Consider the following 22590-nt stretch of genomic DNA (forward strand, 5'->3'; position numbering starts at 1 on the left):
GCGATTTGAGGTTTGCCGAGTTCCTGCTGTAAAGTCGTATCTCGGCCCGATGAGGTATCGGGGCGTATAGCTCAGGCGGTTAGAGCGCTTCGCTGATAACGAAGAGGTCCCAGGTTCAAGTCCTGGTACGCCCACGGATCCACCACCGCAGGCAACTGCAAGGAGACGAATGTGAAGAAGTTGCTGATTGCCGCAGCTGCTGCAGCAGGAGTCTTGGTCTACAAGCGGTGGCAGGATTCAGAGAAGGAAAAGGCAGTCTGGAGCAAGGCGACCGACGCGGTCGGCTAGCTCCGGGTCACAGCGGTTCTGACGAACCGGATGGGGCTCACCACGGGGGCATGGCGCAATTGGTAGCGCACCTGCTTTGCAAGCAGGGGGTTCGGGGTTCGAGTCCCCGTGCCTCCACCGAAGGAAAAACCCCGGTCCACGGACCGGGGTTTTTCTTTGTCTCCGGCCGCCGCGCCTCTCTTCCGCCTCCGTCCCGTGGGATCCTCCGGCTGCCATAGGGTTGCAGGGTGATCATTTTCCTCTCGCTGCTCGGCGTCCTGGGCGTCTCGGCGTCCGGCCCCATCATGGCCGCCACTGCGGCGCCGGCCCTCGCCATCGCGTTCTGGCGAAACCTGATCGGCGCATTGATCATGGGCGGGCCCGCGGCCGTCTCCAAACGCGCCGAGTTTCGTGCCCTGGGCCGGTCGGACCTCCGCAGCCTTCTTACCGCGGGGACCGCACTGGCCCTTCACTTCGCGTGCTTCGTTACCTCGCTCAAACTGACATCGGTCGCCGCAGCGACCGCCCTGGTCTGCCTCCAGGTGGCCTGGATCGCCCTGTTCAACGCCGTGCGCGGCTCGCGGCCCCCGGCTGTGGTGGTCACCGGGCTCACCGTCGCCTTTGCCGGCGTCGTCGTCATCACCGGATTCGACCTGCAGCTCTCCGGCCAGGCGATTCTCGGTGACGTCCTCGCCCTGGCCGGGGGTGCTCTCGCAGGGATCTACCAGATGGCCGGAGCAACGGCCCGGCGCACCATGTCCACCGGGACCTACACCACCCTCTGCTACGGCGGGTGCGCCGCCATCCTGATCCTCCTGTGCCTGCTGTTCCGCCAGCCGCTGACCGGATTCTCACCGGAGGCCTGGGTCGGGATCCTCGCGGTGACCCTCGTCGCCCAGATCATGGGCCACAGCGTTTTCAATCATCTGTTGGCCGTGATGAGCCCGCTGGTGATTTCGATGATCATCCTCCTTGAGATTCCCGGAGCGGCGCTCCTTGCCGCCGTCTTCCTCGACGAGCAGCTCCCGGCGGGAACCTACGCGGGGCTGCTGCTGATCCTGGTCGGCCTCGCCGTCGTGGTCCGCGGGCAGGCCCGTTTCCGGCCGGCGGGCCGCCCGGCCGCCCGGCCGCTCGAGGCGCCTCCGGCGCTCGGCGGGGACTGAGGCCGCCGCTAAGGGAGCGTCAAAGCAAAAAGGAGCGGGAAGGACGGCCGGAATCCGGCTGCCCTTCCCGCTCCCGGGGACCCGAGGGGCCCTAGCTGGTGGCGTCGTTCGGCTTCGCGGCGTGCTTGGCCGTGTCGGAGAGATCGACTGGGGCGTCCTTGACCTTCTTGTTGGCGGCCTTTGCCTGCTCCGACGCGGCCGTCAGGTCCGGACCCGAGGTCTCGGTTCCCGTAGTGGTGGTCGTCGCCGTGGTCGGAGTGACCGGCGTCGTGGTGGTCGACGGCGGGGTGGGGGTGCTCTGGGTCACCGGAGCCGGTGTCTTCCACGGGTCCTCGACGGGCTTGGAAGCCCGCCAGGCGGCGACGCCGGCGGTGACCGCAGCGGCGATGATCCCGACGATCAGCCAGCCCTTGCCCTTCTTGGCCTGCTCCTGCTGGCGCTTCTTCAGCTCCTTCGAGGCCTGCAGCCCCGCTGCGACGAAGGCCTTCTGGGCATTGCGCGCTGCCTTCTTATCCCCGGTCACGCGGGTGACCACGGACGCGACCGACGGCGGGATGGTTGCACCCGCAACCGAGCGGGAAGCAGAATCGGCCGCCTCGCCGAGCTTGTAGGACAGCGCGGGGATGTAGCCGTCAACGACCTTCCCCCTGGCCGAGGTGAGGGCGGGACCGGCCTTGCCCAGGGTTTCCTGAACCTTCGGGGTGGTCGTGTCGATGACCTGGGTGATCCGGGGTCCGACCCGGTCCAGCCGCTCCTGGATCAGCGGGCTCACCGTGGCGTATCCGGTGGACACCCCCGTCGCGGCCTTCCTCATGCTCTCCTGAATCATTGGAGAGGCCGTCTGCACCCCCTTGTCCCAACGGGGCTTCGTCCAGCCGTAGGCGGCGCCGACGTAGGGGATTGCCCAGCCACGGGCGGCCGCGATGCCCGCCAAAACGCCTTCTTCGAATCCGGGCGCGGTCTTTTCGTTCTTCTTCACAAGTACCTCCAGGAGATCGTGACTCGTCATGGTCAGCCTACGTGCTATCTGCAGGCCTTGCTATTCATCCCTCAGGTTCACAGGTTTTCACTGTGCGCGGAATGCTTCCCCACCAGATTTTTGGCGGGCACCCCGTGAAAGAATGGCACCATGACTGCTATTCCAACCGCAAAGGCCACCATCCACACCAACCACGGCGACATCGCTGTCAATCTCTTTGGCAACCACGCGCCGAAGACGGTGAAGAACTTCGTGGGCCTCGCCACCGGCGAGATCACTTGGACCCACCCGCAGACGGGTGAGGAATCCACGAAGCCGCTGTACGACGGAACCATCTTCCACCGCATCATCAAGGACTTCATGATCCAGGGCGGGGACCCGCTGGGCCAGGGCATCGGCGGCCCGGGATACAAGTTCGATGACGAGATCCACCCCGAGCTCGACTTCAACGAGCCCTACAAGCTGGCTATGGCGAACGCCGGGATCCAGGGTGGACGCGGAACGAACGGGTCACAGTTCTTCATCACCTCGGTGCCCACCGCCTGGCTGCAGGGCAAGCACACCATCTTCGGTGACGTCACCGACGAGGCCTCACGGAAGGTCGTGGACAAGCTGAACGCGATCGGCACCGATATGCGCGACAAGCCCCTCGAGGACGTCGTCATCAGCAGCATCACCGTAGAGCAGCTCTAGACTCCGTGTCCTACGGAGTCCCCGCGGGCAGCCCGTCGCAGGAGGCGCCGGTCTGCCCGCGGCACCCCGACCGCATCAGCTATGTTCGGTGCCAGCGGTGCGGCAGGCCGGCATGCCCGGAGTGCCAGCGCCAGGCCGCGGTGGGCATCCAATGTGTCGACTGCGTCGCCGAACAGGCACGCAACACCCCCAGGACCACCACCGCCTTCGGTGGCGCCGCCACCTCAGGCCGGCCGGTGGTCACCCTCGTCCTGATCGGCGCCTGTGTCCTCTTGTTCCTGCTCCAGATGGCCGTTCCGGGCCTGACCGCGGCGCTTCAGTATGCCCCGCTGTACACCGCCGGCTTCGCCGGGACCATCGACGCCGAGCCGTGGCGGATGTTCACCGCCGCGTTCCTCCACTCACCCAATTTCCTGCTCCACATCGCATTCAATATGTACGCCTTATGGATTCTGGGCCAGTCGCTGGAGCCAGCGCTCGGGCGCGCCCGCTTCCTGGCGCTGTATCTGCTCTCCGCCCTGGGCGGCTCCGTGGGGGTCCTGCTGCTGAGCAACCCGTTCCAGCCGGTCGTTGGAGCCTCCGGCGCGGTCTTCGGCCTCTTCGGCGCCCTCTTCGTCATCCAGAAGAAGCGGGGCGGGGACGTCCGCCAGATCCTCATCCTCATCGCCGTCAACGGGGTGCTGGGCTTCGTCGTGCCGGGCATCGCCTGGCAGGCCCACCTGGGCGGCCTGCTGACCGGGGCCGCCGTGGCGGCCGTGCTGGCCTATGTGCCCCGCGGCCGGATGCGACCGGCCCTCCAGTGGAGCGGCGTGGGAGCGGTGACCGCGGTGCTCGCCGTGCTGACCTTCCTCGGATCGGTCCTCATCACGGTCTAGGCGGCACCGAAAGCTGTGCACAAGGAACCGGGAAGGGATCCGGCGGCCACTCGGGCCGCCGGATCCCTTCGCTTTATCCACAGGGCTTATCCACACGGGGGAAAACTTACACACATGTAATTCCACAGATGTGGATAACAATGGGGCGGCACTCGGCGGATCGAGAGGATTTTCCCCCAATCTTCTCCACACCTGTGGATAACTTAGTGCACAACGTGTGTACAGGGAATATTGGGACAAATGTGACTGCTGTCACTGGAGTTCCGCGGCGGGTTTTCCCCAGACCGCCTTCGCTGTCCACAACGATCCCGGAAGGCCGGTCGGGAAGTCTGCGGCCGGAAGCCCCGTCGGGAAGTTCCCGGCCGGAGGGCCGGAGTTCCCCGGCGGCTCCGGTGCCGGATCGCCCGCTATGGGGCTTCAGACCCCGGTCCCGCTCCACGGGCCGGGTGCACGGCCCCTTCGCGCCGGAGGCGGCTTCCGCCGGCGCGCCGACCGCACACCATACGGCCAGGACCGCAGGGCGCCAGCGGTACGCCACCCGCCGCTCACGCGGTTGGTCGAGGGGTCGGGAGCGAAGACCGTCCCGGCGGCCGGGGAAGCCGACCCCCTGCGCAGGGCCAGGATATTCATCAGGAGGTGGATGCAGCGGGCATAGAGCCCCGGCAGGAAGCCGGAGAGCGGGATAGCGGCGCCCTGGAGGCGTCCCACCACCCGGACCGGCCGCGGACGGCGCACGGTGCGTACGATGGCGCGGGCGACGCGTTCAGGGGCAACCACCGGAGGCAGGGGGCGAACCGTCCTGCCGGTGTAGTTCGCCGCATGCTGGTAGATGGGTGTGTCGATGGTGGCCGGCAGGACGGCGCAGATGGAGATCCGCGGAGCGTCCCGGTATTCGTGCCTCAGTACCTCGGCGAAGCCGAGCAGCCCGAACTTACCCGTGACATAGGGGGAGATATAGGGAGCGGAGACCTTGGAGAACACCGATCCCACCAGGACGAGGGTGCCGCGGCCCTGTGCGCGGAAGTGTGGAAGGATAGCGCGGGCGCCATATACCTGCCCGAAGAGCGTGGTCTCGACGACCCGGCGGAAGACCGCGGGCGGAGTGTCCGCGAACGTCCCGTAGCTGTAGGTGGACGCGCACCCGATCCAGGCGTCGACGCGCCCATAGGCGTGCAGGGCCGCCCCGGCCAGGGCCTCGACGTCGGCCTCACGGGTTACATCGGTGGGAACGGCCACGGCCCGGGCGCCGAGCGCCGCGCATTCGGCGACGACCTCTCCGAGGCTCTGGGGCGAGCGGGAGGCGAGGACGAGCCGGGCGCCGTTTCGGGCGAAGGCGTGGGCGGTGGCACGGCCGATCCCGCTTGAGGCTCCGGTGATGACGACGACGTCCCCGGGCGCGGGTGTCCCCTCAGGAGGGCCGGCGCGCGTCCCCACCGGATATCTACCCCGTCAGCGCCAGCGTGTGGTCATGAGGAACCCGACAATCGCAATGCCGAACCCGGCGACGATGTTCAGACCTTCCCAGGACCGTACGGGCAGGGTGCCTTCGGAGATGTAGTAGACAATGATCCACAGCAGGCCAAGGATCATCAGCCCGAACATGACCGGCTTGTACCAGACCGGGTTGGGCTTGGGCTCCGCTGCGACAGCAGTCCTGGCCGGTGCGGTCTTCCTGCGGGGCTTTGACTCGGGCACTTATCCTCCTTGACGGGCCGGGCGGGAACGGCCGGCCTTCAATGGCGCGGCGGGGCCGCCCGACGATTTTCCGCGCCGGCTCCAGAGGACTCCGGCGCGGGCACGGTTCCTGCTGTCGATTCTAACCAAGAAACCAGCGGCCGGGGCGGGGACCGCAGCGCCGGCACCCGAAGATGCGTCCAGCGCCCCGTTCCACGGCCCCGATGCTGTCGGCTGGCCCCGGCGGTGACACAATTGGATCTATCACCCAGCAACGATTGGCATTTGTGAAATGGCTGATTCAGTCCGGATTCTCGTAGTCGACAACTACGACAGCTTCGTCTACACCCTCGTGGGGTACCTTCAGGAACTCGGGGCGGAGACCACCGTCGTGAGGAACGACGACGTCACCCTCGCCGAAGCCGCGGCCCTGGCCGAGAGCCGCGACGGCGTCCTGGTGTCCCCAGGCCCCGGCACGCCCGCCGACGCCGGCGTCATCGTCGACCTCATCCGCTGGTGCGGTGACCACGCGAAGCCGATGCTCGGGGTCTGCCTGGGCCATCAGGCCCTCGCCGAGGCCTACGGGGGCACGGTTACCCACGCACCGGAACTGATGCACGGCAAGACCTCGCTTGTGGAACACACCTCCCGGAGCGTCTTCGCGGGTCTCCCCTCGCCATTGACCGCCACCCGATACCACTCACTGGCGGCCGTCAGCGACGACCTCCCGGCGGAACTCGAGGTGACGGCCCGCACCGCCAGCGGAATCATCATGGGCCTTGAACACCGGACCGCACCCCTGTGCGGGGTTCAGTTCCATCCGGAGTCCGTCCTGACCGAGGGCGGCTACCAGATGCTCGGCACCTGGCTTGAGTCGCTTGGACTTGAGGGTGCGGCAGCCAAGGCCGCCACGCTGAGTCCCTTGATCTCCCGCTGATCCTGGTCACCGACCCCGATTTCTGACCATACTCACTGACCGGGCCGTTGACCGTGGTCCGGCGCCCCGGGGGCATGGAATCTCCCCACCGGGTTCAGGGGCGGGTCCTCAGCGGTCATGGTGCGGCGGTCAGGGGTCGTTCGGCTTGGGCTTATCGCTCGGTTTTCCCGCGCCCGGAGGGCCGGGGGCGGTTTCGGGGCCGGACGGCGGGGACGTCGGTTCTTCTGTCTGCTCCGGCGCGCGTGAAACAGTCAGGACGATCTCGGTCCCCTGGTTCACCTCGGAGGCCGGCGGTGCGCTCTGTTCCAGGACCTTGCCGGGCTCCGCATCCTCGTCCTCGGCCAACTCCACCCGGAACGGCAGTTTCACCGAAGGGTCCGCCAGTGCGGCCTCCGCCTCGGCCCGAGTCAGCCCGGTGAGCTGAGGAACACTCACCCTGCCGTTGGAGAGCACAAGGTTGACTGCGCTGCCGGAGGGAACGGACTGCCCGGACTGCGGATCCGTGGAGACCACCCGGCCCTGCGGCACGTCGGGGCTCGGCGTCTCGGAGACCTCCCCGGCCTTGAGACCGACGGCCTCGAGCGCCTCACGGGCCGAGGACTCGGTCAGGTTGGCGAGGCCCCCGGGTACGGCAATATTGGCCGGGCCCTTGGAGACCGAGATGGTCACCCGAGAGTTGGCCTCGACCTGTGCACCGGCTGCCGGATCGGTGTCGATGACCAGCCCGGGCTCCGTCGTGGCATGGAAACGCTCTTCGACGATCGGGATGAGGTCGGCACCATAAAGGGTGGCGACCCCGTCGGCCTCGGTCATGCTGGACACAGCGGGAACCTCGATCCGGGGTGGAGCCTCAGGCTCCGACCGGCCAACGGAGTACAGGAGCGCATAGCCGGCTGCGAGAACCACAAGCAGGGCGGCCAGGACCGAAACCACAATCCAGGCCCGGCGGCGGGAGTTCCGGTGCGCGGCGTCGTCGTAGTCCTCTCCGTGTGCCGGGAGCAGGTCCTCGTTCCGGTGGGTCAGGGAGGCGAGCGGGGAGGTGCCCGATGGGGGCACCCGCTCCATAGTGCGGGTGGAGGGCGATCCGTCCTCCTCCGATGGAATAGGCAGTGCCGCTGCCGGCACCATCCGGGTCGCAGGTTCCACCGTCGACAGAGCCTGGGTGGGCAGCGATCCGGTGTCGCTGAACACCTTGCCGCGGCGGGCGTCCTCAAGGGCCGCCGCGAAGGAGGCGGCGTCCTGGAACCGATCCTCGCGGTCCTTCGCCAGGGCCTTGGCCAGCACCGAGTCGAGGGCCGGACTAACCTGCGGATTAAAACTGCTGGCCGGCTTCGGTTCCTCCCGCACGTGCTGGTAGGCCACCGATACCGGACTGTCCCCGACGAAGGGAGGCCTTCCGGCCACCAGCTCGTACAGCAGGCACCCGGCAGAGTACAGATCGCTGCGGGCATCGACGGTTTCGCCCCGGGCCTGCTCGGGCGAAAGGTACTGGGCCGTCCCCACCACGGCCTGGGTCTGCGTCATGGTCGCGGCCGAGTCGGCGATCGCCCGCGCGATGCCGAAGTCCATGACCTTCACGCGGCCCTCGGGGGTCACCATGACGTTGGCGGGTTTGATGTCCCGATGGACGATGCCGGCGCGGTGGCTGTACTCGAGCGCTGACAGCACGCCGGCCAGATACCGCACGGCGTCCTGCTCATTCAGTTCACCGGACCTCACCAGGTCCCGCAAGGTGCGCCCTTCCACATACTCCATCACGATGAACGGCACCCGCACCTCATGGTCGGGACGGTCGGGGATCTCCTCCTCGCCCGTATCGTAGACGGCCACGATGTTGGGGTTGTTCAGCCCCGCCACGGCCTGTGCTTCCCGGCGGAACCGTGACTGGAACAGCGGGTCCCGGGCAAGATCCTTACGCAGCACCTTGATCGCGACCGACCGTCCCAAGCGGATGTCCCGGCCGAGGTGGACATCGGCCATCCCGCCCCGGCCGATCAGGTGAAGGACCTCGTACCGGCCGTTGAGGACACGCTCAGCGGTCATCGGAATTCCTTCCACGGCGGCCTCACGATCCCGTACTCGTCGCGTCGGGCGTGGGCGAGGACGTATCTTCGTCGTCCTCGGCCGGCGGCGTGGTCGGAGGAGGGCCCGAGGAGACGACGTATGCGACCTCGGAACCCTCATTGAGATTCGTGCCTTCGGCAGGATCGACGCGCAGGACCGAGCCCGCCGGCTGGTCGGACTCCTCGGAGCCGGCGTTGACCGGAGTCAGGCCCGCTTCGACGAGGCGCTGGCGCACCGTCCCCTCGTCCTGGCCCACGAGGCCGCCGGGAACGTCGACCTGGCGGGGGCCCTCGGAGAAGGTCAGCTGGATGGTCTGCCCCGGGCTGACCGTGCCCACCGGGTTGATGTCGATCACCGCGCCGGCCGGTTCGGACGATGGCTCGCCGCTGCGGTTCACCGACAGTCCCAGGGCGGTAAGCCTCGCGGTGGCCTCGTCAATATTCAGTCCCAGGTATTGATCGGGGTCGATGACGATCGCCGCGGGCTCGGGCGTCGTCTGCTCCGGCGTCGGCGAAGGCGTCGTCGAAGGCGTCGTCGTGGGGGTGGGGCGCGGACTCGACGGCGTCGAGCGGGGTGAAGAGGTCGTCGTCGCGGGCGCTGGGTCCCCTCGTTCGCCCGCCAGGAGCGGCCAGATCAGGATCGATGCCAGGGCCAGGAGGGCAATAAGGACAAGAATGATGACGGGAAGCAGCCAGGGCTTGCGGCGGCGCTCCTCGCGTTCCTGCGGGATCTCCGGTTCCACCTCCTCCTCGGTCCAGTCCCGCGAGGCGGCAAGACTGCCCGTCCCTGCGGCGGCCGGAACCGCGGCCGCCGCGGCAACCGTCGGCATCGCCGAGGTCGACGGGGCGGGCACCGCACGCGTGGCGGCGGTGTCCTGACGGGGCACGGCAGCGGTAGCCTCGGTGTCGCCTCCGAACAGGAGCATCCCGGGGACCGCAGCTTCGGCGGCGCGGATTGAACCGGCCCGGATGGCGTCAACGGCCCGGGACAGGGATTCGGCATCCCCCGGCCGGTCCGACGGGTCCTTCGCAAGCATCGAGGCGATCAGTGCCCGCACCGGGTGCGGGATGTGTTCCGGAAGCGGCGGAGGGGCGTCATTGACCTGGGCCAGGGCAATGGCGATCTGCGACTCCCCGGAGAAGGGACGCCGGCCGGCCAGCAGCTCATAACCGATAACACCCAGAGCATAGATGTCGCTCGACCCGGTGGCCTGCTGTCCGGTGGCCTGCTCCGGCGCCAGGTACTGGGCGGTGCCCATGACCTGGCCCGTGGCGGTCAGCGGCACCTGGTCGGCCAGCCGGGCAATGCCGAAGTCGGTGATCTTCACGCGCCCGTCCGGGAGAACAAGGATGTTGCCCGGCTTGACGTCGCGGTGCACGAGGCCCTGCCGGTGGGCGACAGCGAGGGCGGTGGCGGTCTGGCCGATGATCGAGAGGGCGCGGTCCGGGGAAAGCACGCCTTCGCGCTCGATCACCGCTGAGAGGGGCTGACCGGGCACCAGCTCCATGACGAGGTAGGCCGAGCCCCCCTCCTCGCCGTAGTCGAAGACATTAGCGATGCCCTCGTGGTTCAGGAGAGCCGTATGCCGGGCCTCGGCACGGAACCGGTTCAGGAACGCCGGATCCCCCGAATATTCCTCTTTCAGGATCTTGATGGCGACAACCCGGCCCAGCACCTTGTCGCGGGCCTTCCACACCTCGCCCATGCCACCGATGGCAATGCGTTCGGTCAGCTGGAATCGGCCGCCCAGGGTGATACCCGACGTAGGCCTCACTGGTTCAACACCGCCTCAATGATCTTCTTGGCATTTGGACTTGTGAGCTGCGATCCCGTGGCCAGGTCGACATCCTCCATGACAATCGTGACGGCGACCTGGGGGTCGTTGGCCGGGGCGAAACCGGTGAACCAGGCGTTGTCGCCGCGCCCTTCGACCTCGGCGGTGCCGGTCTTGCCCGCCACGTCGACGCCCGGAATCTGGGCGCCCCGCCCGGTTCCGTTGTTCACGACGTTCACCATCCACTCGGTCAACTGCTCCGCCGTTCCGGCGCTGACCGATTCGTGGAGGACCTCCGGTGAGGGTGAATCGATCAGCTCGAGGTCAGCGGCCCGCACGGCCTTGATGAGGTTCGGCTTCATCAGGACGCCGTCATTGGCGATCGCCGAGGCGACCATGGCGATCTGGAGCGGAGTCACCTTGACGTCGAACTGGCCGATGGCCGACTGGGCGAGCTCAGGCTCGCTGAGGTCGCTGGGGAACTGGCTGGCCTCGACGGCCACGGGGATCTGGTGCCTCTCCCCGAAGCCGAACAGCCGGGCCTGTTCCTGGATGGCGTCCTCGCCGAGGTCCCACGCGATCTGGGCGAACGGCGTGTTGCAGGACTGCTCGAGGGCGAATTCGAGGTCGGCGGTCGAGCGCGTGGCGCAGGTTCCGTTGACGTAGTTGGGCAGGCCGACGGTGGTGCCGGGAAGGGGGAGCACCGGCGGGTTGGGAATCTGGGACTCGGCGTCGTAGTCGCCGGATTCGAGCGCCGCTGCGGCGTCCACCAGCTTGAAGACCGATCCGGGGGCCACCAGGGACTCAGTGGCCGGGTTGCGGTAGATCGACAGGCCGGGGACCGCCGAGAGCTGTTCGACATTCCGGGCGGCGATCTCGGTGTCGTGCACAGCGATCAGGTTCGGATCGTAGGAGGGCTTGGAGACCATGGCGAGGATGTTCCCGGTCTCGGGCTCGGTGACCACGATGGAGCCGCGCTGTCCCTCCGGGATCAGGTCCCAGGCGAGCTGCTGGATCTGGGGGTCGATGGTGAGTTCAACCGAGGCACCCTGGCTGCTGGCGCCGGAGAGGAGCCCAACGATCCGGTCGTAGAACAGTTCGTCGCTGGTACCCGAGAGCAGGCCGGCCGAGGCCTGCTCAAGCTGAGTGGATCCGTTGACCAGGGAGTAGAACCCTGTCAGGTGGGCGTAGAGGTTCGGCTCCTTGTAGACGCGCTGGTAGTTGAACTGGTCGTTGGAGGGCACCGACTCGGCCACGGCCTTGCCGTCCACGAGGATTGCCCCACGGGGCCGGCCGAAGTCCTGGTAGAGCTGCCGGTTGTTCCAGTCATTGGTGTTGAGTTCCTCGGCCTCGAAGAACTGCACGTAGGTCAGCGATCCGAGGATGAGGGCGAACATCCCGATCGCCACCACCCATGCGCTGCGGATTGCCTGGTTCAACGTGATCCCTCCTTGGGGCGCCGCGGAAGCGCCCCCCTGCCTGAAGCCGACGAAACTGCGGCCGATTCACGTGGGGCGGCCGTCCGCACCGGCCGGCGGGCGGTCTCCGAGATCAGCAGCAGCAGGGCGACGATGATCCAGTTCGCCAGCAGGGATGACCCGCCCGCGGACATGAACGGGGTGGTGAGCCCGGTCAGCGGGATCAGCCGGGTGATGCCGCCGATCACCACGAAACATTGCAGGGCGATGGTGAAGGAAAGGCCGCAGGCCAGCAGCTTCCCGAACCCGTCCTTCGTGCCGAGGGCTGCCCGGAATCCGCGGGAGACGAGGAGGATGTACAGCAGGATGATGGCGAACACACCGATCATGCCGAGTTCCTCGCCGAGCGCGGCAATAATCATGTCGCTGTTGGCATACGTTACGAGGTCGGGCCGACCCTGGCCGAATCCGGTTCCGGCCAGCCCGCCGTTGGCCAGCCCGAAGAGCCCCTGCACCACCTGCTGGCTTCCGCCCGGGGCCCGGTTGTACACCTCGGGATCGAAGGCATTGAGCCAGCTGTCGAAACGAAGCGCCACGTGGCTGAACAGCTGCAGGGCGATGAAGGTGCCGACGCCGATCATCGCGAGCCCGATCAGAACCCAGCTCACCCGGCTCGTCGCCACATAGATCATGGCCATGAACAGGCCGAAAAAGAGGATCGAAGACCCGAGGTCGCGCTGCAGGACCAGCACGCCGATGCTTACGAGCCAGGCGGCGACCATCGGGGCAAGGTCCTTGAACCGTGGGAGCTGGAGGGGGCCGATTTTCTTGCCGGCCAGCAGAATCAGGTCCCGGTTGGTGGAGAGGTAGCCGGCGAAGAAAATGGCCAGGGTGATCTTGGCGACCTCCCCGGGCTGGAACGTGCCGAAGCCGACGTTGATCCAGATCCGCGCGCCGTTGATCGGCAGGCCGATCGGGGTCAGCGGCAGCAGCAGCAGGACGGCGCTGACGATCAGCGAAATGTAGGTGAACCGCCGGAGGATGCGGTGGTCGCGCAGGAAGATCAACAGGACCGAGGCGGCAACGATGGCCACCGCCGTCCAGGTCAGCTGCTGCGGTGCCACGGGCACGAAGTCCGGATTCTCTATCCGGGGCAGGTCAAGCCGGTGGATCATGGCAAGGCCAATGCCGTTCAGGGCGATGACGATCGGAAGTATTACTGGGTCGGCATATTTTGCGCGGATGCGGAGGATGAGGTGGACGAGGATTCCCATGCCCACCAGGGTGGAGGCCTGCCTCCAGAAGTAGTCGTTGAAGGGCTCCTCGCGTTCGAGCCCGGCCACGAAGTTGGCGCCCACGGCCACGGCGAAGGCGAGCAGCAGCAGGGCAGCCTCGACATTGCGCCGCGAGCGGGGGACGGTCAGTACATCACTCATTCGAGGTTGCCTCCACAGTCGGCGGTCACGGCCCCGGGATCCGCCGGAGTGTCCGAAGGCGAGGGCTGGGCGCGCGGCGCCGCCGTCGCGCCCGCGGCTGCCGAAGGGGATGCGGAGCGTGACGCCGAAGGGGATGCGGTCGGTGAGGGGGACGAGGAGGCCGACGGACCGGGAGTCGGGTCCGAGCCCGGACCGTCGGTGGCCTGAGGGCCTTCCGCCGGCGCGCAGCCCACGGCGCGCAGTTCACCCCGCAGGTCCTCAATGATGCGTTCGGCTTCCCGGAGATCGCTGGCGGGCAGGCCGCCCTCGAGCTGGGAGCGCCGGAACTCGGGGAGGTTCGACACCGGAATGGTGGTCCGCTCGTAGACATGGCTGAGCTGGATGGGGCCCAGCGTCTGCGGGACGCCGTTGTAGACGGCCACCCGGTCCCCCGCCGCGGCAACGTAGAACCGGGTCTGCGTCCAGGTGTAGCCAAACCCGAGCACGGCGAGCAGGATCAGCACCCCGAGCGTGACGAAGGCCGGCCCCAGCCAGCGACGGACCCGGCGCGCCGGGACGTCCTCGAGGGAGCCCTCGGGAGCCTGTGCCTTATGGGTGAGCATCAGGGCCGCCCGCCGCTCGGTCGAGCGCTGGGTCACGATTGGGATCTGGCCGGTCTCGGTGGCAAGCGCCGCGGCGCCCACCAGCAGGTGCGGCCGGCTGAGGAGGTCCTCACGGATCAGGTCCGCGCGTACGGCCGGCTCGGTGGGCCCGGCGTCACCGGCAGCTGCCGCGCCGGCGGGTCCTCCCGCGGAGACCTCGCGCTCTCCTGCCGCCTCACGGGCTGAGGGGAGAACCGGGCGCAGCTCCGGTTCGGGCTCGCCGCCGGTGGCCAGGGCGACCTCGACGACGGCGACCGTGACATTGTCCGGGGAGCCGCCGGCCAGGGTGAGCTCAACCAGCGCGTTGACGCACTCGTCAAGATTCGGGGTTTCCCTCACGATCTGCTCGACCATGCGGTCGTTCAGCACGGCCGTGAGTCCGTCCGAACAGAGGAGCCACCGTTCGCCCGGCTCGACCTCAAGAGTCTGCAGATCCAGTTCCGGACTCGCATCCACATCGCCCAGTACGCGCATCAGGACGTTCTTGTGCGGGTGGACCTCGGCTTCCTCCGGGCGGAGCCGGCCTTCATCGATCAGGCGCTGCACGAACGTGTGATCGGTGGTGATCTGCTCAAAGACGCCGTTTTTCAGGCGGTAGGCCCGGGAGTCACCGATATGGGCCAGTTCGAGCCGGTCCCCGTTCAGCAGCAGGGCGGTCACCGTGGTGCCCATGCCGGCGAGCTGCGGGTTGGTGCTGACAAGTTCCGAAAGCAGGGAGTTGGCGGTCTGGATCTCGTCGGCCAGTTCGGTGCCGGCGTCGCCGCGCTGATGGCGGCGGTCCAGGTGGACCAGGTCCAGGACTGTGGAGGCCGAAGCGATGTTCCCTCCGGCGTGGCCGCCCATCCCGTCGGCGACGACGGCGAGATAACGGCCCACATAGGCGGAATCGTCGTTCTTGGCACGGACCATGCCCACGTCGGAGCGCGCGGCGAACCGCAGGAAATAGGCCATGGCTATGGCCTCAATTCGATAACCGTCTTACCGATCCGGATGGGAACGCCGGGGTCGACGGGGAGGGCACGGGTCAGCTGGTTCCCCGCAAGGTAGGTTCCATTCGTCGACCCAAGGTCCTCGATGAACCAGCGGCTCCCCTGCGGGAACAGCCTCGCGTGCCGGCCCGAGGCATAGTCGTCCTCGAGCACCAGCGTCGCCTCCTGCGCACGGCCCAGCAGGATCGGGCTCGAGGCGAGGTCCAGTGTGGTGCCCGTCAGGGGGCCTTCGGTCACCACGAGCCGGCGGGCCTGGGGCCGGGACGGCGCAGGTTCCTCCACCAGTTCCGGGTGCTTTCGGGCCTGCCTCGGGGAGGGCGTGCCGGTCTTGTTGCGTTGGCCGACCACCAGGTCACGGCGCAGGGCGCTGACGGTGCTGATCACCAGGATCCACACAAGAAGCAGGAATCCGTAGCGCAGCAGCGTCACGGTCAGTTCGCTCATATCCGGTGTCCACCGTTCTGGACGGGAACCAGTCGGAAGGTCATGCGGGTGCGGCCCATGGTGATTACCGAGCCGTCGGTGAGTTCGGTCTGGCCCTGGACGCGCTGGCCGTTGACGAAGCTGCCGTTGGTCGATCCGAGTTCGATCGCGACGGCCCGTCCACCGTCGGTGCGGATTTCAAGGTGGCGCCGCGAGACGCCGGTGTCCTCGACGAGGATGTCCGCCTCGGAGGATCTGCCGAGGACGATCGACCCGGCGTTGAGTGAGTAGCGCTGACCGCCGAGTTCGAGGATGGGCTGGTACTGCACGGGCTGGCGCGCGGGGGCCGCCGGTGCGGAGGGCGACCGCGATCCCGGCTGCTTCTCAATACTTGAGTCGACCTCGAAGACGCCGGGCTTCAGCGCCGAATCATGGGCGAAGGAGACGCGCACCGGGCCCTGGAGGGTGTACTGCTGGCTGTTGACGTGCCGGATGACGACGTCGCACAGCTCCTCGGCGAGGGCCGACCCCCACTGTTGGGCCTGTTCGAAGTCAGGATCCGAGAGCCGGGCGGTGAAGACATTGGGTGCCAGGGTGCGTCCCTCGGTCAAGACCAGCGACTTATGATCGAGTTCGCGCCGCAGGGAACTGGCGATTTCCACGGGCTGGACCCGGGAGCGCGATCCGGTGCTGAAGGCGCCGCGGACCAGCTTCTCCAAGCCACGTTCAACATTGTCGAGAATGCCCATGTGCCACCTCCTAACCGCTCGCTGCCTGATGTCTCGTCCGGTGCCGTGCCCGTGGACCTGTACGCTACCCAGGTCCCGGGCGAAAGTGCCCAGGACCGTATCAACGCGGGTGCGTTCCCTTCGATACTACTGGGATGGCCTGGCAATAACCTTATTGGGGGCCCGGCCCGCCGCGGCCGCGCCGCCCGGAAGCCCGCCGGGCGCGGTGGGGCAGGTGGAGTCCCGCCGCGGCTCGTTTAGGTATTTTCCGGGATGCTCCGTTATGCTTATTTCTGCTGTTCACAAGTGAAACCGGAACGAATCGGTAAGCTTGGAAACTTATTTGCGCGAGTGGCGGAACGGCAGACGCGCTGGCTTCAGGTGCCAGTATCCGAAAGGGTGTGGGGGTTCAAATCCCCCCTCGCGCACCACGACTAAAACACCCCGGCCCGGCGGCCGGGGTGTTTTTTGTTGTCCGGTGTCGTCTGTTGTCAGGAATCCGCGGCCGGGCCTGGGTGGGTCAGCGGAAGTCCCGGGAACGCGTGGTCGCCTTGAGCTGGAGCACCTCGATCCGGTCGGCCACCAGGTTTACGACCCCTTCGGCCGAGCGTTCCAGTATCCCGCGGACAATCACACTGCTGGCTTCCCGGGCCACCCGGCGGTAGCGCTGCCACACGCCCACGGAGCAGATCACATTGACCAGGCCGGTTTCGTCCTCAAGGTTCATGAAGGTGATCCCGCTGGCGGTTGCCGGGCGCTGCCGGTGGGTCACCACCCCTCCTGCCTCAACCCGCCGCCCCGGTTCGGTCACCTGCAGCTCGGCCGCGCTGAGGGCGCCCCGGCGCTTCAGCCTCGCCCGCACATGCCGCACCGGATGGTCATCGGGGGTGATCCCGGTGGCCCATAGATCCGAGCCCACGGCGTCGATCCCCGACAGTTCAGGCAGCAATGGCGGCTGGATGTAGACGGCCGTTCCCTTGATCTGTCCCTCCCGTTCGGTGGCGGCCGGGCCGGCGTTCCACAGGGCCTCCCGCCGGGACAGGCCCATTGAGTCGAACGCCCCGGCGGCGGCGAGCAGCTCAAGCTGCGCGGCAGTGAGTTCGGTGCGCCGGACCAGGTCGCCCATGTCCTCGAAGGGGCCAGAACTGGCGCGCTCGTCCACGATCCTCCGGGCGACCTTCGCACCGATGGACTGGACGCTGTCCAGGCCAAGGCGCACGGCATAGTTGCCGTCCCGACGGTGCCGGGTCGAATCGAACGGGATGCTCCGGTCGAACGGTTCGACCGGCGGCTGCTGGTCCTCGACGCAGCAGTCAGCTCCGGTGGTGCGGCCCCGGCGTTCCGACCCGGGGGTGAAACCCGGAAGGGGTTCAAGGCCGGCGTAAACCCCGGAGCGGAGGATATCCGGGCGCAGCACCTGGACCCCGTGGCGGCGGGCATCGGCGACAAGGGTCTGCGGTGAGTAGAAGCCCATGGGCTGGGCCCGCAGCAGTGAGGCGAGGAAGGCCCCCGGGTAGTGGAGCCTCAGCCAGGCGCTGACGTAGACCAGCAGCGCGAAGCTGATGGAGTGGCTTTCCGCGAAACCGAAGTTCGCGAATGCCTGGATCTTGTTGTAGATGGCATCGGCCGTATCCGGGGGGATCCCCTTCGCGGCCATGCCCTCGTACAGTCGGGCCTTCAGCGATTCGATCCGTTCCTCGCCGCGCTTGGAGCCCATGGCGCGGCGCAGGAGGTCGGCGTCGGCCCCCGAACAACCCCCGACCACCATGGCCATCTGCATCAGCTGTTCCTGGAACAGCGGCACGCCGAGGGTCCGCTCAAGGACGGGCTCGAGTTCCGGATGGAGGTAGCGGACCTCCTCCTCCCCCATTTTGCGCTTGATATAGGGGTGGACCGCCCCGCCCTGGATGGGCCCCGGCCGTACCAGTGCCACCTCGATGACCAGATCGTAGAACTGACGGGGCTGCAGCCGGGGAAGCATTCCCATCTGGGCCCTGCTCTCCACCTGGAAGACCCCCACCGAATCGGCGAAGCACAGCATGTCATAGACGCCCTGTTCCTCCTTGGGAATGGTGGCCAGCTCCCATTTCTCGCCGAAGTGTTCCTCCACCAGGTCGAAGTTGTACTGGATTGCGGCGAGGATCCCGAGGCCGAGCAGGTCGAACTTCACCAGCCCCATCCACGCGCAGTCGTCCTTGTCCCACTGCAGGACCGTGCGCCCCTCCATCCTTCCATGCTCGATGGGGCATACTTCTCCCACGGGCCGGTCCGTGAGCACCATGCCGCCCGAATGGATGCCCAGATGCCGCGGAAAGGTCAGAATGCTCCGGGCGAGTTCCACCACTGGTTCGGGGATGTCGTGGTCGGTGCTTGAGACAAGGCCTCCCCAGCGCTCCACCTGCTTGGACCAGGCATCCTGCTGTCCGGGGCTGTGCCCGAGCGCCTTGGCCATGTCCCGCACCGCGAACTTGGGACGGTAGGTGATGACATTGGCCACCTGGGCGGCGTTGAACCGCCCGTACTTGCGGTAGACGTACTGGATGACCTCCTCGCGCCGGTCCGAATCGAAGTCGACGTCGATATCGGGCTCCTCATCGCGCATGCTGGAGAGGAAGCGTTCGAAGGGCAGCTGGTACTTGATCGAATCCACGGCGGTGATCTCCAGCAGGTAGCACACGGCCGAATTGGCCGCCGACCCCCGCCCCTGGCACAGGATGCCCTGGCTCCGTGCAAACTGAACCAGATCGTGGACGATGAGGAAGTAGCCCGGAAAGTTCTTGCTCTCGATGACATCGAGCTCCCGCTGGATCCGGTCCCGGACCTCCTCCCGGCCGGGATAGAGCCGGTCCGCCCCCTCCCACACAAGCCGGCGCAGGTAGCTCATCTGCGTGTGGCCCTCCGGCAGGTCGAGGTTTGGCAGGCCGGGCCGAACGCTGCGCAGCCGGAACGCCAGGTCCGCCGCCAGGTCGACGGTGCGCTCCACGGCGCCCGGGTACTCCCGGAACCTCGCCGCCATTTCGGCGCCGCTGCGCAGGTGCGCGGTGCCCGCCGCCGGAAGCCAGCCGTCCATCTGGTCGAGGCTCCGGCGCGCCCGGACCGCCGCCAGTGCCGTGGCGGTCCGGTACCGGCCCGGGTCGGCGTAGTGAACATTGTTGGTGGCCACCAGCGGCAGGCCCAGCCCGGCGGCCAGCGCGGCCAGGGCGTCGTTGATGACACTGTCGGTGGGATTGCCGTGGTCGAAGAGTTCGACGGCCACGTTGTCCCGGCCGAACAGTTCGGCCAGGTGCCGCAGTTCGGTTTCGGCCGCGGGTGCGCCTCCGGAGGCAAGGGCCTGCCGCACGGTGCCCTTCCGGCACCCGGTGAGGATGAAGAAGTGGCCCGCGGACTGCGCGGCGAGCTCCCCGACGTCGTACCGGGGCCTGCCCTTCTCCGCACCGCTGGAAAGCTGCGCCGCGGTGATGGCCCCGGCCAGGCGGTGGTAGCCGGCCGATCCCCGGGCCAGGACCAGCAGGTGGCTGCCTTCGGGGTCCGCCTCCCCGTTCTGGGGCTTGGACAGCCCGAGGGAGAGTTCGGCGCCGTAGATGGTGGAAAGTCCGGAGTGCTTTTCGGCCGCCTCGGCGAAGCGGACCGCCCCGTACAGCCCGTCGTGGTCGGTCAGGGCGAGTCCCTGCAGCCGGAGCCGCCGGGCCTCCTCAATGAGGTGCTCGGGGCTTGAAGCCCCGTCGAGGAAGCTGAAATTCGAGTGCACGTGGAGTTCGGCATAGGGCACCGCGGGGCCGGCCTCCGGTTCGGAACCGGACGGCTGGGTGTAGGGCTGGCGCTTGCGCGACCATGCCGGGCTGTCCCCACCGTCGGCACCCGGCGGAGGCAGCCCCGGCCGGGTCGAATCCGAAAGATTCCGCTCAAAATCCGACCACGGTACGGGCGGGTTGCTCCATCCCATGGTCGCCTCCTGATTGGTGGTGGTGGTTTGGCCGGCGCATCGGCCGGCGGGTCAGTACATCAGTGGTCAGTGCACCAGCGCATCAGTCATAGGTGGCTTCGGCCCACCACCGGTGGTCCTCGAGGAGGAACAGCCAGGCCGACCCCGACGGATCGACCAGCTGGAACCGGTTCAGGACGCGGCCCGCCGGATCCCACCAGCGCTCGGTGATCGGCCAGGGCCCGGCCCAGGACTGCACCGGCCACCGTGGTCCGGCGTTCCGGCCGGCCGAAAAAAACGCAGGGTCCGCGCTGAGCACCCCCCGGCCGTCGACGTCGACTCCGTTTCCCGCGGCATCGACGACGACGGCCGGAACCGGTTCGGCGAACACCGTGGCGGGGACGGGCCCCGGCAGCCTCCCGGGCCAGGGCAGGTTCCGGTCCCGGGGAAGCGTTCCCGCGGAGCCGGGGGGTGCGTCCCCCCAGGGGATGTAGACGCGGCGGTCCGCCAGGAGGCGCCCGCCGGCAATAATCGCGGTGAGGACGGCACCGTGGCCGAGCATGCTCTGGATCCGGGCCAGGCCGTGGTGGACGCTCTCGTCGGGGCCCGTTCCCCACAGCCCGTCGGCATGGTCGCCGAGGTCCTCCACGGTCACCGGATCCACGTGCACCCGGGTGATGCCCGAGCTCAGGCCGCTGTCGGCGTTCCTTCCCCCCTGCAGCTGCCACCGCACCCGGTCCACCACGTCGTCGGCGTCGAACCAGCGGGGGTGCTGCCAGGTGCGCTCGGACACCTCCCCGGAATCGCTGCTCAACACCACCCGCAGGACCGTGCAGACAAGCCCGGCGCCCCGCAGCCGGCCGACGAAGGCTTCGGCGGACATCCGGAAGGCAAAGGCCAACTGGTCGATGCGCACCAGCGGCGGCTCGAAATCGACGGCGGAGTCCAACTGCGGCGGGGGCAGGCGCGGCACCACGGCCGCGGAGTCGATCCCGCTGGCCATCCGGTGCGCCAGCGCACCCTCTTCACCGAACCGGTTGCGGACATCCGCCGCCTTCAGTGCGGCGAAGTCACCAAGCGAGCGAATTCCCAGGCGGCGCAGCAGCACCGCGAGCTTCGGCTGGTCGAGGACGTCGAGGGGAAAGGTGCTGAGGAACCAGGGGGAGCGCCCGGGCGGGATGATGCACAGCGGCGCGTCGGCGTCGTCGGTCTCCTCGGCGACCCGGGCCGCCTGTTCGGCGGCGAACAATCCGTCGGCGATCCCGATCCGCACATCCGCCAGGCCGATGGCTGCAAGGGTCGTGAAGACGACGGAGGCCAGCTTCTCCTCGCTGCCGTAGTAACGGGAGGGGCCCTTGGCCCGGACCGCGCACAGGCCCGGCCGGAGAACCTGCACCCCGGGCAGGATGGCTTCAACGGCGGCGGTGACCGGTTCGAAGCTGCGCTGGTCGAGGTCCGGGTCGTAGGGAAGGCAGATCAGGTGCGGGCACCGGGCCTGGGCCTCGCGGACCCGCAGCCCCCGGCGCACCCCGTCCTGGCGGGCGGCCGGGGAACAGGCAAAAACCTCTCCCTTCGCCATCAGGGCAAGGGCCGCATCGGCCTCGAGGGAATGTTCACGCAGGGCGGCCGTGATCGGCCAGTCCGGGCACCACAGCAGGAGGGTTCGGGTGGCGGGCGGGGAGCCGTCTCCGGGGGGTTCGCTGTCCATCAGGAGTTCATCAGGGTGGGCCAGAAGAGGGGATCCCCGCCGTCGGAGGAGACCGGGGTGCCATCGCTGGCGGGGAGGTGCCCGCCGGCCGGATCCCGCAGCCCGTGCTGCAGGTCGGCAAGCCAGAGGTAGGCGTGACGGGACCTGCCCGAGGGGTGGGTGGCGGTGATCTTCATCCGGCGGGCGCGCAGGTGGCCCCTCCCGGAGCCCAGTCCCTCCCATGCACTTTCGGCGACACCCAGGGTTGAGTCGCTCTGCTGCCAGCTCCCCAGGGTGATCATGGCGGCCCCGCGCTGCCGAAGCCTCGCCTTGAGCCGGGCCGTATCGGTGGGGGCGAGGTGTTCGGGTGCGCGCGTCAGGACCACCGACACCACATCGACCAGGGCCGCGGTCACAGTGAGCCACTGGGCTCCCGGGGCGGGCACCAGGATCAGCCGGTCAAGGTTGATTCCGAATTCCCGCGCTGCCTCCACGCTGAACTCGGGCAGGCCGACCACCCCGCACCAGGCCCCCTGGGCCGAGGGTCCGGCCAGCAGCGCCATGGCCAGGGCGGCGGAGTTCCGCACCGAGTAGGAGCCCCCGGACTGCAGGCCGCCGCCGGGCAGGATCCTCGCCAGCGCCGGAACCGTGGGAAGCCGCTTCGAGTCCAGCCGGCTGGTCTGCATCTGGTTGATGCGCTGCTGCAGGTCCACCGGAAGGACGGCCGGAGACGGCGTGGTCATCAGCCGGGGACCGGACGCGCCGGAACCGGAGAAGGACGGCTCGTCCTGCTCAAGGGCGCCTGCGGCTGGTGGAGTCACGACTCAATATTCGAATACGTGTTCTATTAAGTCAATCGGAGGCCACGGCCCGGGAAGAGCCTCAAATGTGCTACGCAGTGGAGGAAAACCGGCGTTAAA

At 68.0% G+C, this 22590-nt stretch carries 18 protein-coding genes and 3 tRNA genes; 8 read left to right on the top strand and 13 right to left on the bottom strand.

Features of this window, described 5'->3' with window-relative positions:
- The first annotated feature begins 60 nt into the window (after window positions 1-60).
- From E2F48_RS12350 to E2F48_RS12360, 4 genes are all read left to right on the top strand, one after another.
- Window positions 61-134: transfer RNA gene (locus E2F48_RS12350), tRNA-Ile, on the top strand.
- Between the two features lie 37 nt (window positions 135-171).
- Window positions 172-288 (top strand): DLW-39 family protein, encoded by a 117-nt coding sequence (locus E2F48_RS17490; protein WP_221411684.1) that lies wholly within the window; start codon window positions 172-174, stop codon window positions 286-288.
- 44 nt (window positions 289-332) lie between these two features.
- Window positions 333-405 (top strand) — tRNA-Ala (locus E2F48_RS12355).
- A 110-nt stretch (window positions 406-515) separates the two neighbouring features.
- Window positions 516-1430, top strand: coding sequence for a DMT family transporter (locus tag E2F48_RS12360; RefSeq protein WP_133404285.1), 915 nt, complete (start codon window positions 516-518; stop codon window positions 1428-1430).
- Window positions 1431-1521: 91 nt separating this feature from the next.
- Here the strand turns inward: E2F48_RS12360 and E2F48_RS12365 are convergent, their stop codons facing one another.
- The gene (locus E2F48_RS12365) at window positions 1522-2439 is read right to left on the bottom strand and encodes a hypothetical protein (RefSeq protein ID WP_133404286.1); all 918 of its coding nucleotides are present in this window, start codon (window positions 2437-2439) and stop codon (window positions 1522-1524) included.
- A gap of 120 nt (window positions 2440-2559) precedes the next feature.
- Between E2F48_RS12365 and E2F48_RS12370 the strand changes: the two genes are divergently transcribed.
- Both E2F48_RS12370 and E2F48_RS12375 read left to right on the top strand, forming a co-directional pair.
- Window positions 2560-3102 carry a peptidylprolyl isomerase gene (locus tag E2F48_RS12370; RefSeq protein ID WP_133404287.1) on the top strand — a complete coding sequence of 181 codons (543 nt, stop codon included), beginning with the start codon at window positions 2560-2562 and terminating at the stop codon, window positions 3100-3102.
- A gap of 5 nt (window positions 3103-3107) precedes the next feature.
- Window positions 3108-3977: a rhomboid family intramembrane serine protease gene (locus tag E2F48_RS12375; RefSeq protein ID WP_133404288.1), complete on the top strand. Its 870-nt coding sequence runs from the start codon at window positions 3108-3110 to the stop codon at window positions 3975-3977.
- A 417-nt stretch (window positions 3978-4394) separates the two neighbouring features.
- Here the strand turns inward: E2F48_RS12375 and E2F48_RS12380 are convergent, their stop codons facing one another.
- Together E2F48_RS12380 and E2F48_RS12385 are read right to left on the bottom strand one after the other, a co-directional pair.
- Complete coding sequence (locus tag E2F48_RS12380; RefSeq protein WP_133404289.1) at window positions 4395-5411, bottom strand: SDR family NAD(P)-dependent oxidoreductase; 1017 nt, start codon at window positions 5409-5411, stop codon at window positions 4395-4397.
- A gap of 15 nt (window positions 5412-5426) precedes the next feature.
- Entirely contained in the window at window positions 5427-5672 is a 246-nt protein-coding gene (locus E2F48_RS12385) for a cell division protein CrgA (protein WP_133404290.1), read from the bottom strand.
- Window positions 5673-5943: 271 nt separating this feature from the next.
- Here E2F48_RS12385 and E2F48_RS12390 point away from each other — a divergent pair, with 271 nt between their 5' ends.
- Window positions 5944-6588 carry an aminodeoxychorismate/anthranilate synthase component II gene (locus E2F48_RS12390; protein WP_133404291.1) on the top strand — a complete coding sequence of 215 codons (645 nt, stop codon included), beginning with the start codon at window positions 5944-5946 and terminating at the stop codon, window positions 6586-6588.
- A gap of 129 nt (window positions 6589-6717) precedes the next feature.
- Here E2F48_RS12390 and pknB read toward each other — a convergent pair whose 3' ends face one another.
- Genes pknB through E2F48_RS12425 form a run of 7 tightly spaced genes read right to left on the bottom strand, consistent with a single transcriptional unit; the run spans window position 6718 to window position 16082 of the window.
- Entirely contained in the window at window positions 6718-8631 is a 1914-nt protein-coding gene (pknB, locus tag E2F48_RS12395; RefSeq protein ID WP_133404292.1) for a Stk1 family PASTA domain-containing Ser/Thr kinase, read from the bottom strand.
- Between the two features lie 22 nt (window positions 8632-8653).
- Window positions 8654-10426: a protein kinase domain-containing protein gene (locus tag E2F48_RS12400; RefSeq protein WP_133404293.1), complete on the bottom strand. Its 1773-nt coding sequence runs from the start codon at window positions 10424-10426 to the stop codon at window positions 8654-8656.
- Complete coding sequence (locus E2F48_RS12405) at window positions 10423-11865, bottom strand: peptidoglycan D,D-transpeptidase FtsI family protein (protein ID WP_133404294.1); 1443 nt, start codon at window positions 11863-11865, stop codon at window positions 10423-10425. The genes E2F48_RS12400 and E2F48_RS12405 overlap by 4 nt, the downstream gene beginning before the upstream one ends.
- Window positions 11862-13280, bottom strand: coding sequence for an FtsW/RodA/SpoVE family cell cycle protein (locus tag E2F48_RS12410; RefSeq protein ID WP_133404295.1), 1419 nt, complete (start codon window positions 13278-13280; stop codon window positions 11862-11864). Before E2F48_RS12410 ends, E2F48_RS12405 begins: the two co-directional genes overlap by 4 nt.
- Window positions 13277-14872 (bottom strand): PP2C family protein-serine/threonine phosphatase, encoded by a 1596-nt coding sequence (locus E2F48_RS12415; RefSeq protein WP_246018935.1) that lies wholly within the window; start codon window positions 14870-14872, stop codon window positions 13277-13279. The genes E2F48_RS12410 and E2F48_RS12415 overlap by 4 nt, the downstream gene beginning before the upstream one ends.
- 2 nt (window positions 14873-14874) lie before the next feature.
- Window positions 14875-15354, bottom strand: coding sequence for an FHA domain-containing protein FhaB/FipA (locus E2F48_RS12420; protein ID WP_133404296.1), 480 nt, complete (start codon window positions 15352-15354; stop codon window positions 14875-14877).
- Window positions 15351-16082, bottom strand: coding sequence for an FHA domain-containing protein (locus tag E2F48_RS12425; protein WP_133404297.1), 732 nt, complete (start codon window positions 16080-16082; stop codon window positions 15351-15353). The genes E2F48_RS12420 and E2F48_RS12425 overlap by 4 nt, the downstream gene beginning before the upstream one ends.
- Window positions 16083-16406: 324 nt before the next feature.
- Between E2F48_RS12425 and E2F48_RS12430 the strand changes: the two genes are divergently transcribed.
- A tRNA-Leu gene (locus tag E2F48_RS12430) sits at window positions 16407-16492 on the top strand.
- An 89-nt stretch (window positions 16493-16581) separates the two neighbouring features.
- On the opposite strand, the gene E2F48_RS12435 is transcribed toward E2F48_RS12430, so the two are convergent.
- From E2F48_RS12435 to E2F48_RS12445, 3 genes are all read right to left on the bottom strand, one after another.
- Complete coding sequence (locus E2F48_RS12435; protein ID WP_133404298.1) at window positions 16582-20004, bottom strand: error-prone DNA polymerase; 3423 nt, start codon at window positions 20002-20004, stop codon at window positions 16582-16584.
- A gap of 82 nt (window positions 20005-20086) precedes the next feature.
- Complete coding sequence (locus E2F48_RS12440) at window positions 20087-21691, bottom strand: DNA polymerase Y family protein (RefSeq protein WP_133404299.1); 1605 nt, start codon at window positions 21689-21691, stop codon at window positions 20087-20089.
- Window positions 21691-22491 carry a hypothetical protein gene (locus E2F48_RS12445; protein WP_133404300.1) on the bottom strand — a complete coding sequence of 267 codons (801 nt, stop codon included), beginning with the start codon at window positions 22489-22491 and terminating at the stop codon, window positions 21691-21693. The genes E2F48_RS12440 and E2F48_RS12445 overlap by 1 nt, the downstream gene beginning before the upstream one ends.
- Window positions 22492-22590: the final 99 nt, after the last annotated feature.

This window comes from Arthrobacter crusticola, from assembly GCF_004357995.1.
GTDB classification, from domain to species: domain Bacteria; phylum Actinomycetota; class Actinomycetes; order Actinomycetales; family Micrococcaceae; genus Arthrobacter_D; species Arthrobacter_D crusticola.

Coding starts and splice junctions, on each gene's coding strand:
- E2F48_RS12425 (WP_133404297.1), bottom strand. CDS start 16,082: ATGGGCATTCTCGACAATGTTGAACGTGGCTTGGAGAAGCTGGTCCGC.
- E2F48_RS12415 (WP_246018935.1), bottom strand. CDS start 14,872: ATGGCCTATTTCCTGCGGTTCGCCGCGCGCTCCGACGTGGGCATGGTC.
- E2F48_RS12370 (WP_133404287.1), top strand. CDS start 2,560: ATGACTGCTATTCCAACCGCAAAGGCCACCATCCACACCAACCACGGC.
- E2F48_RS12435 (WP_133404298.1), bottom strand. CDS start 20,004: ATGGGATGGAGCAACCCGCCCGTACCGTGGTCGGATTTTGAGCGGAAT.
- E2F48_RS12365 (WP_133404286.1), bottom strand. CDS start 2,439: ATGACGAGTCACGATCTCCTGGAGGTACTTGTGAAGAAGAACGAAAAG.
- E2F48_RS12420 (WP_133404296.1), bottom strand. CDS start 15,354: ATGAGCGAACTGACCGTGACGCTGCTGCGCTACGGATTCCTGCTTCTT.
- E2F48_RS12390 (WP_133404291.1), top strand. CDS start 5,944: ATGGCTGATTCAGTCCGGATTCTCGTAGTCGACAACTACGACAGCTTC.
- E2F48_RS12410 (WP_133404295.1), bottom strand. CDS start 13,280: ATGAGTGATGTACTGACCGTCCCCCGCTCGCGGCGCAATGTCGAGGCT.
- E2F48_RS12440 (WP_133404299.1), bottom strand. CDS start 21,691: ATGGACAGCGAACCCCCCGGAGACGGCTCCCCGCCCGCCACCCGAACC.
- pknB (WP_133404292.1), bottom strand. CDS start 8,631: ATGACCGCTGAGCGTGTCCTCAACGGCCGGTACGAGGTCCTTCACCTG.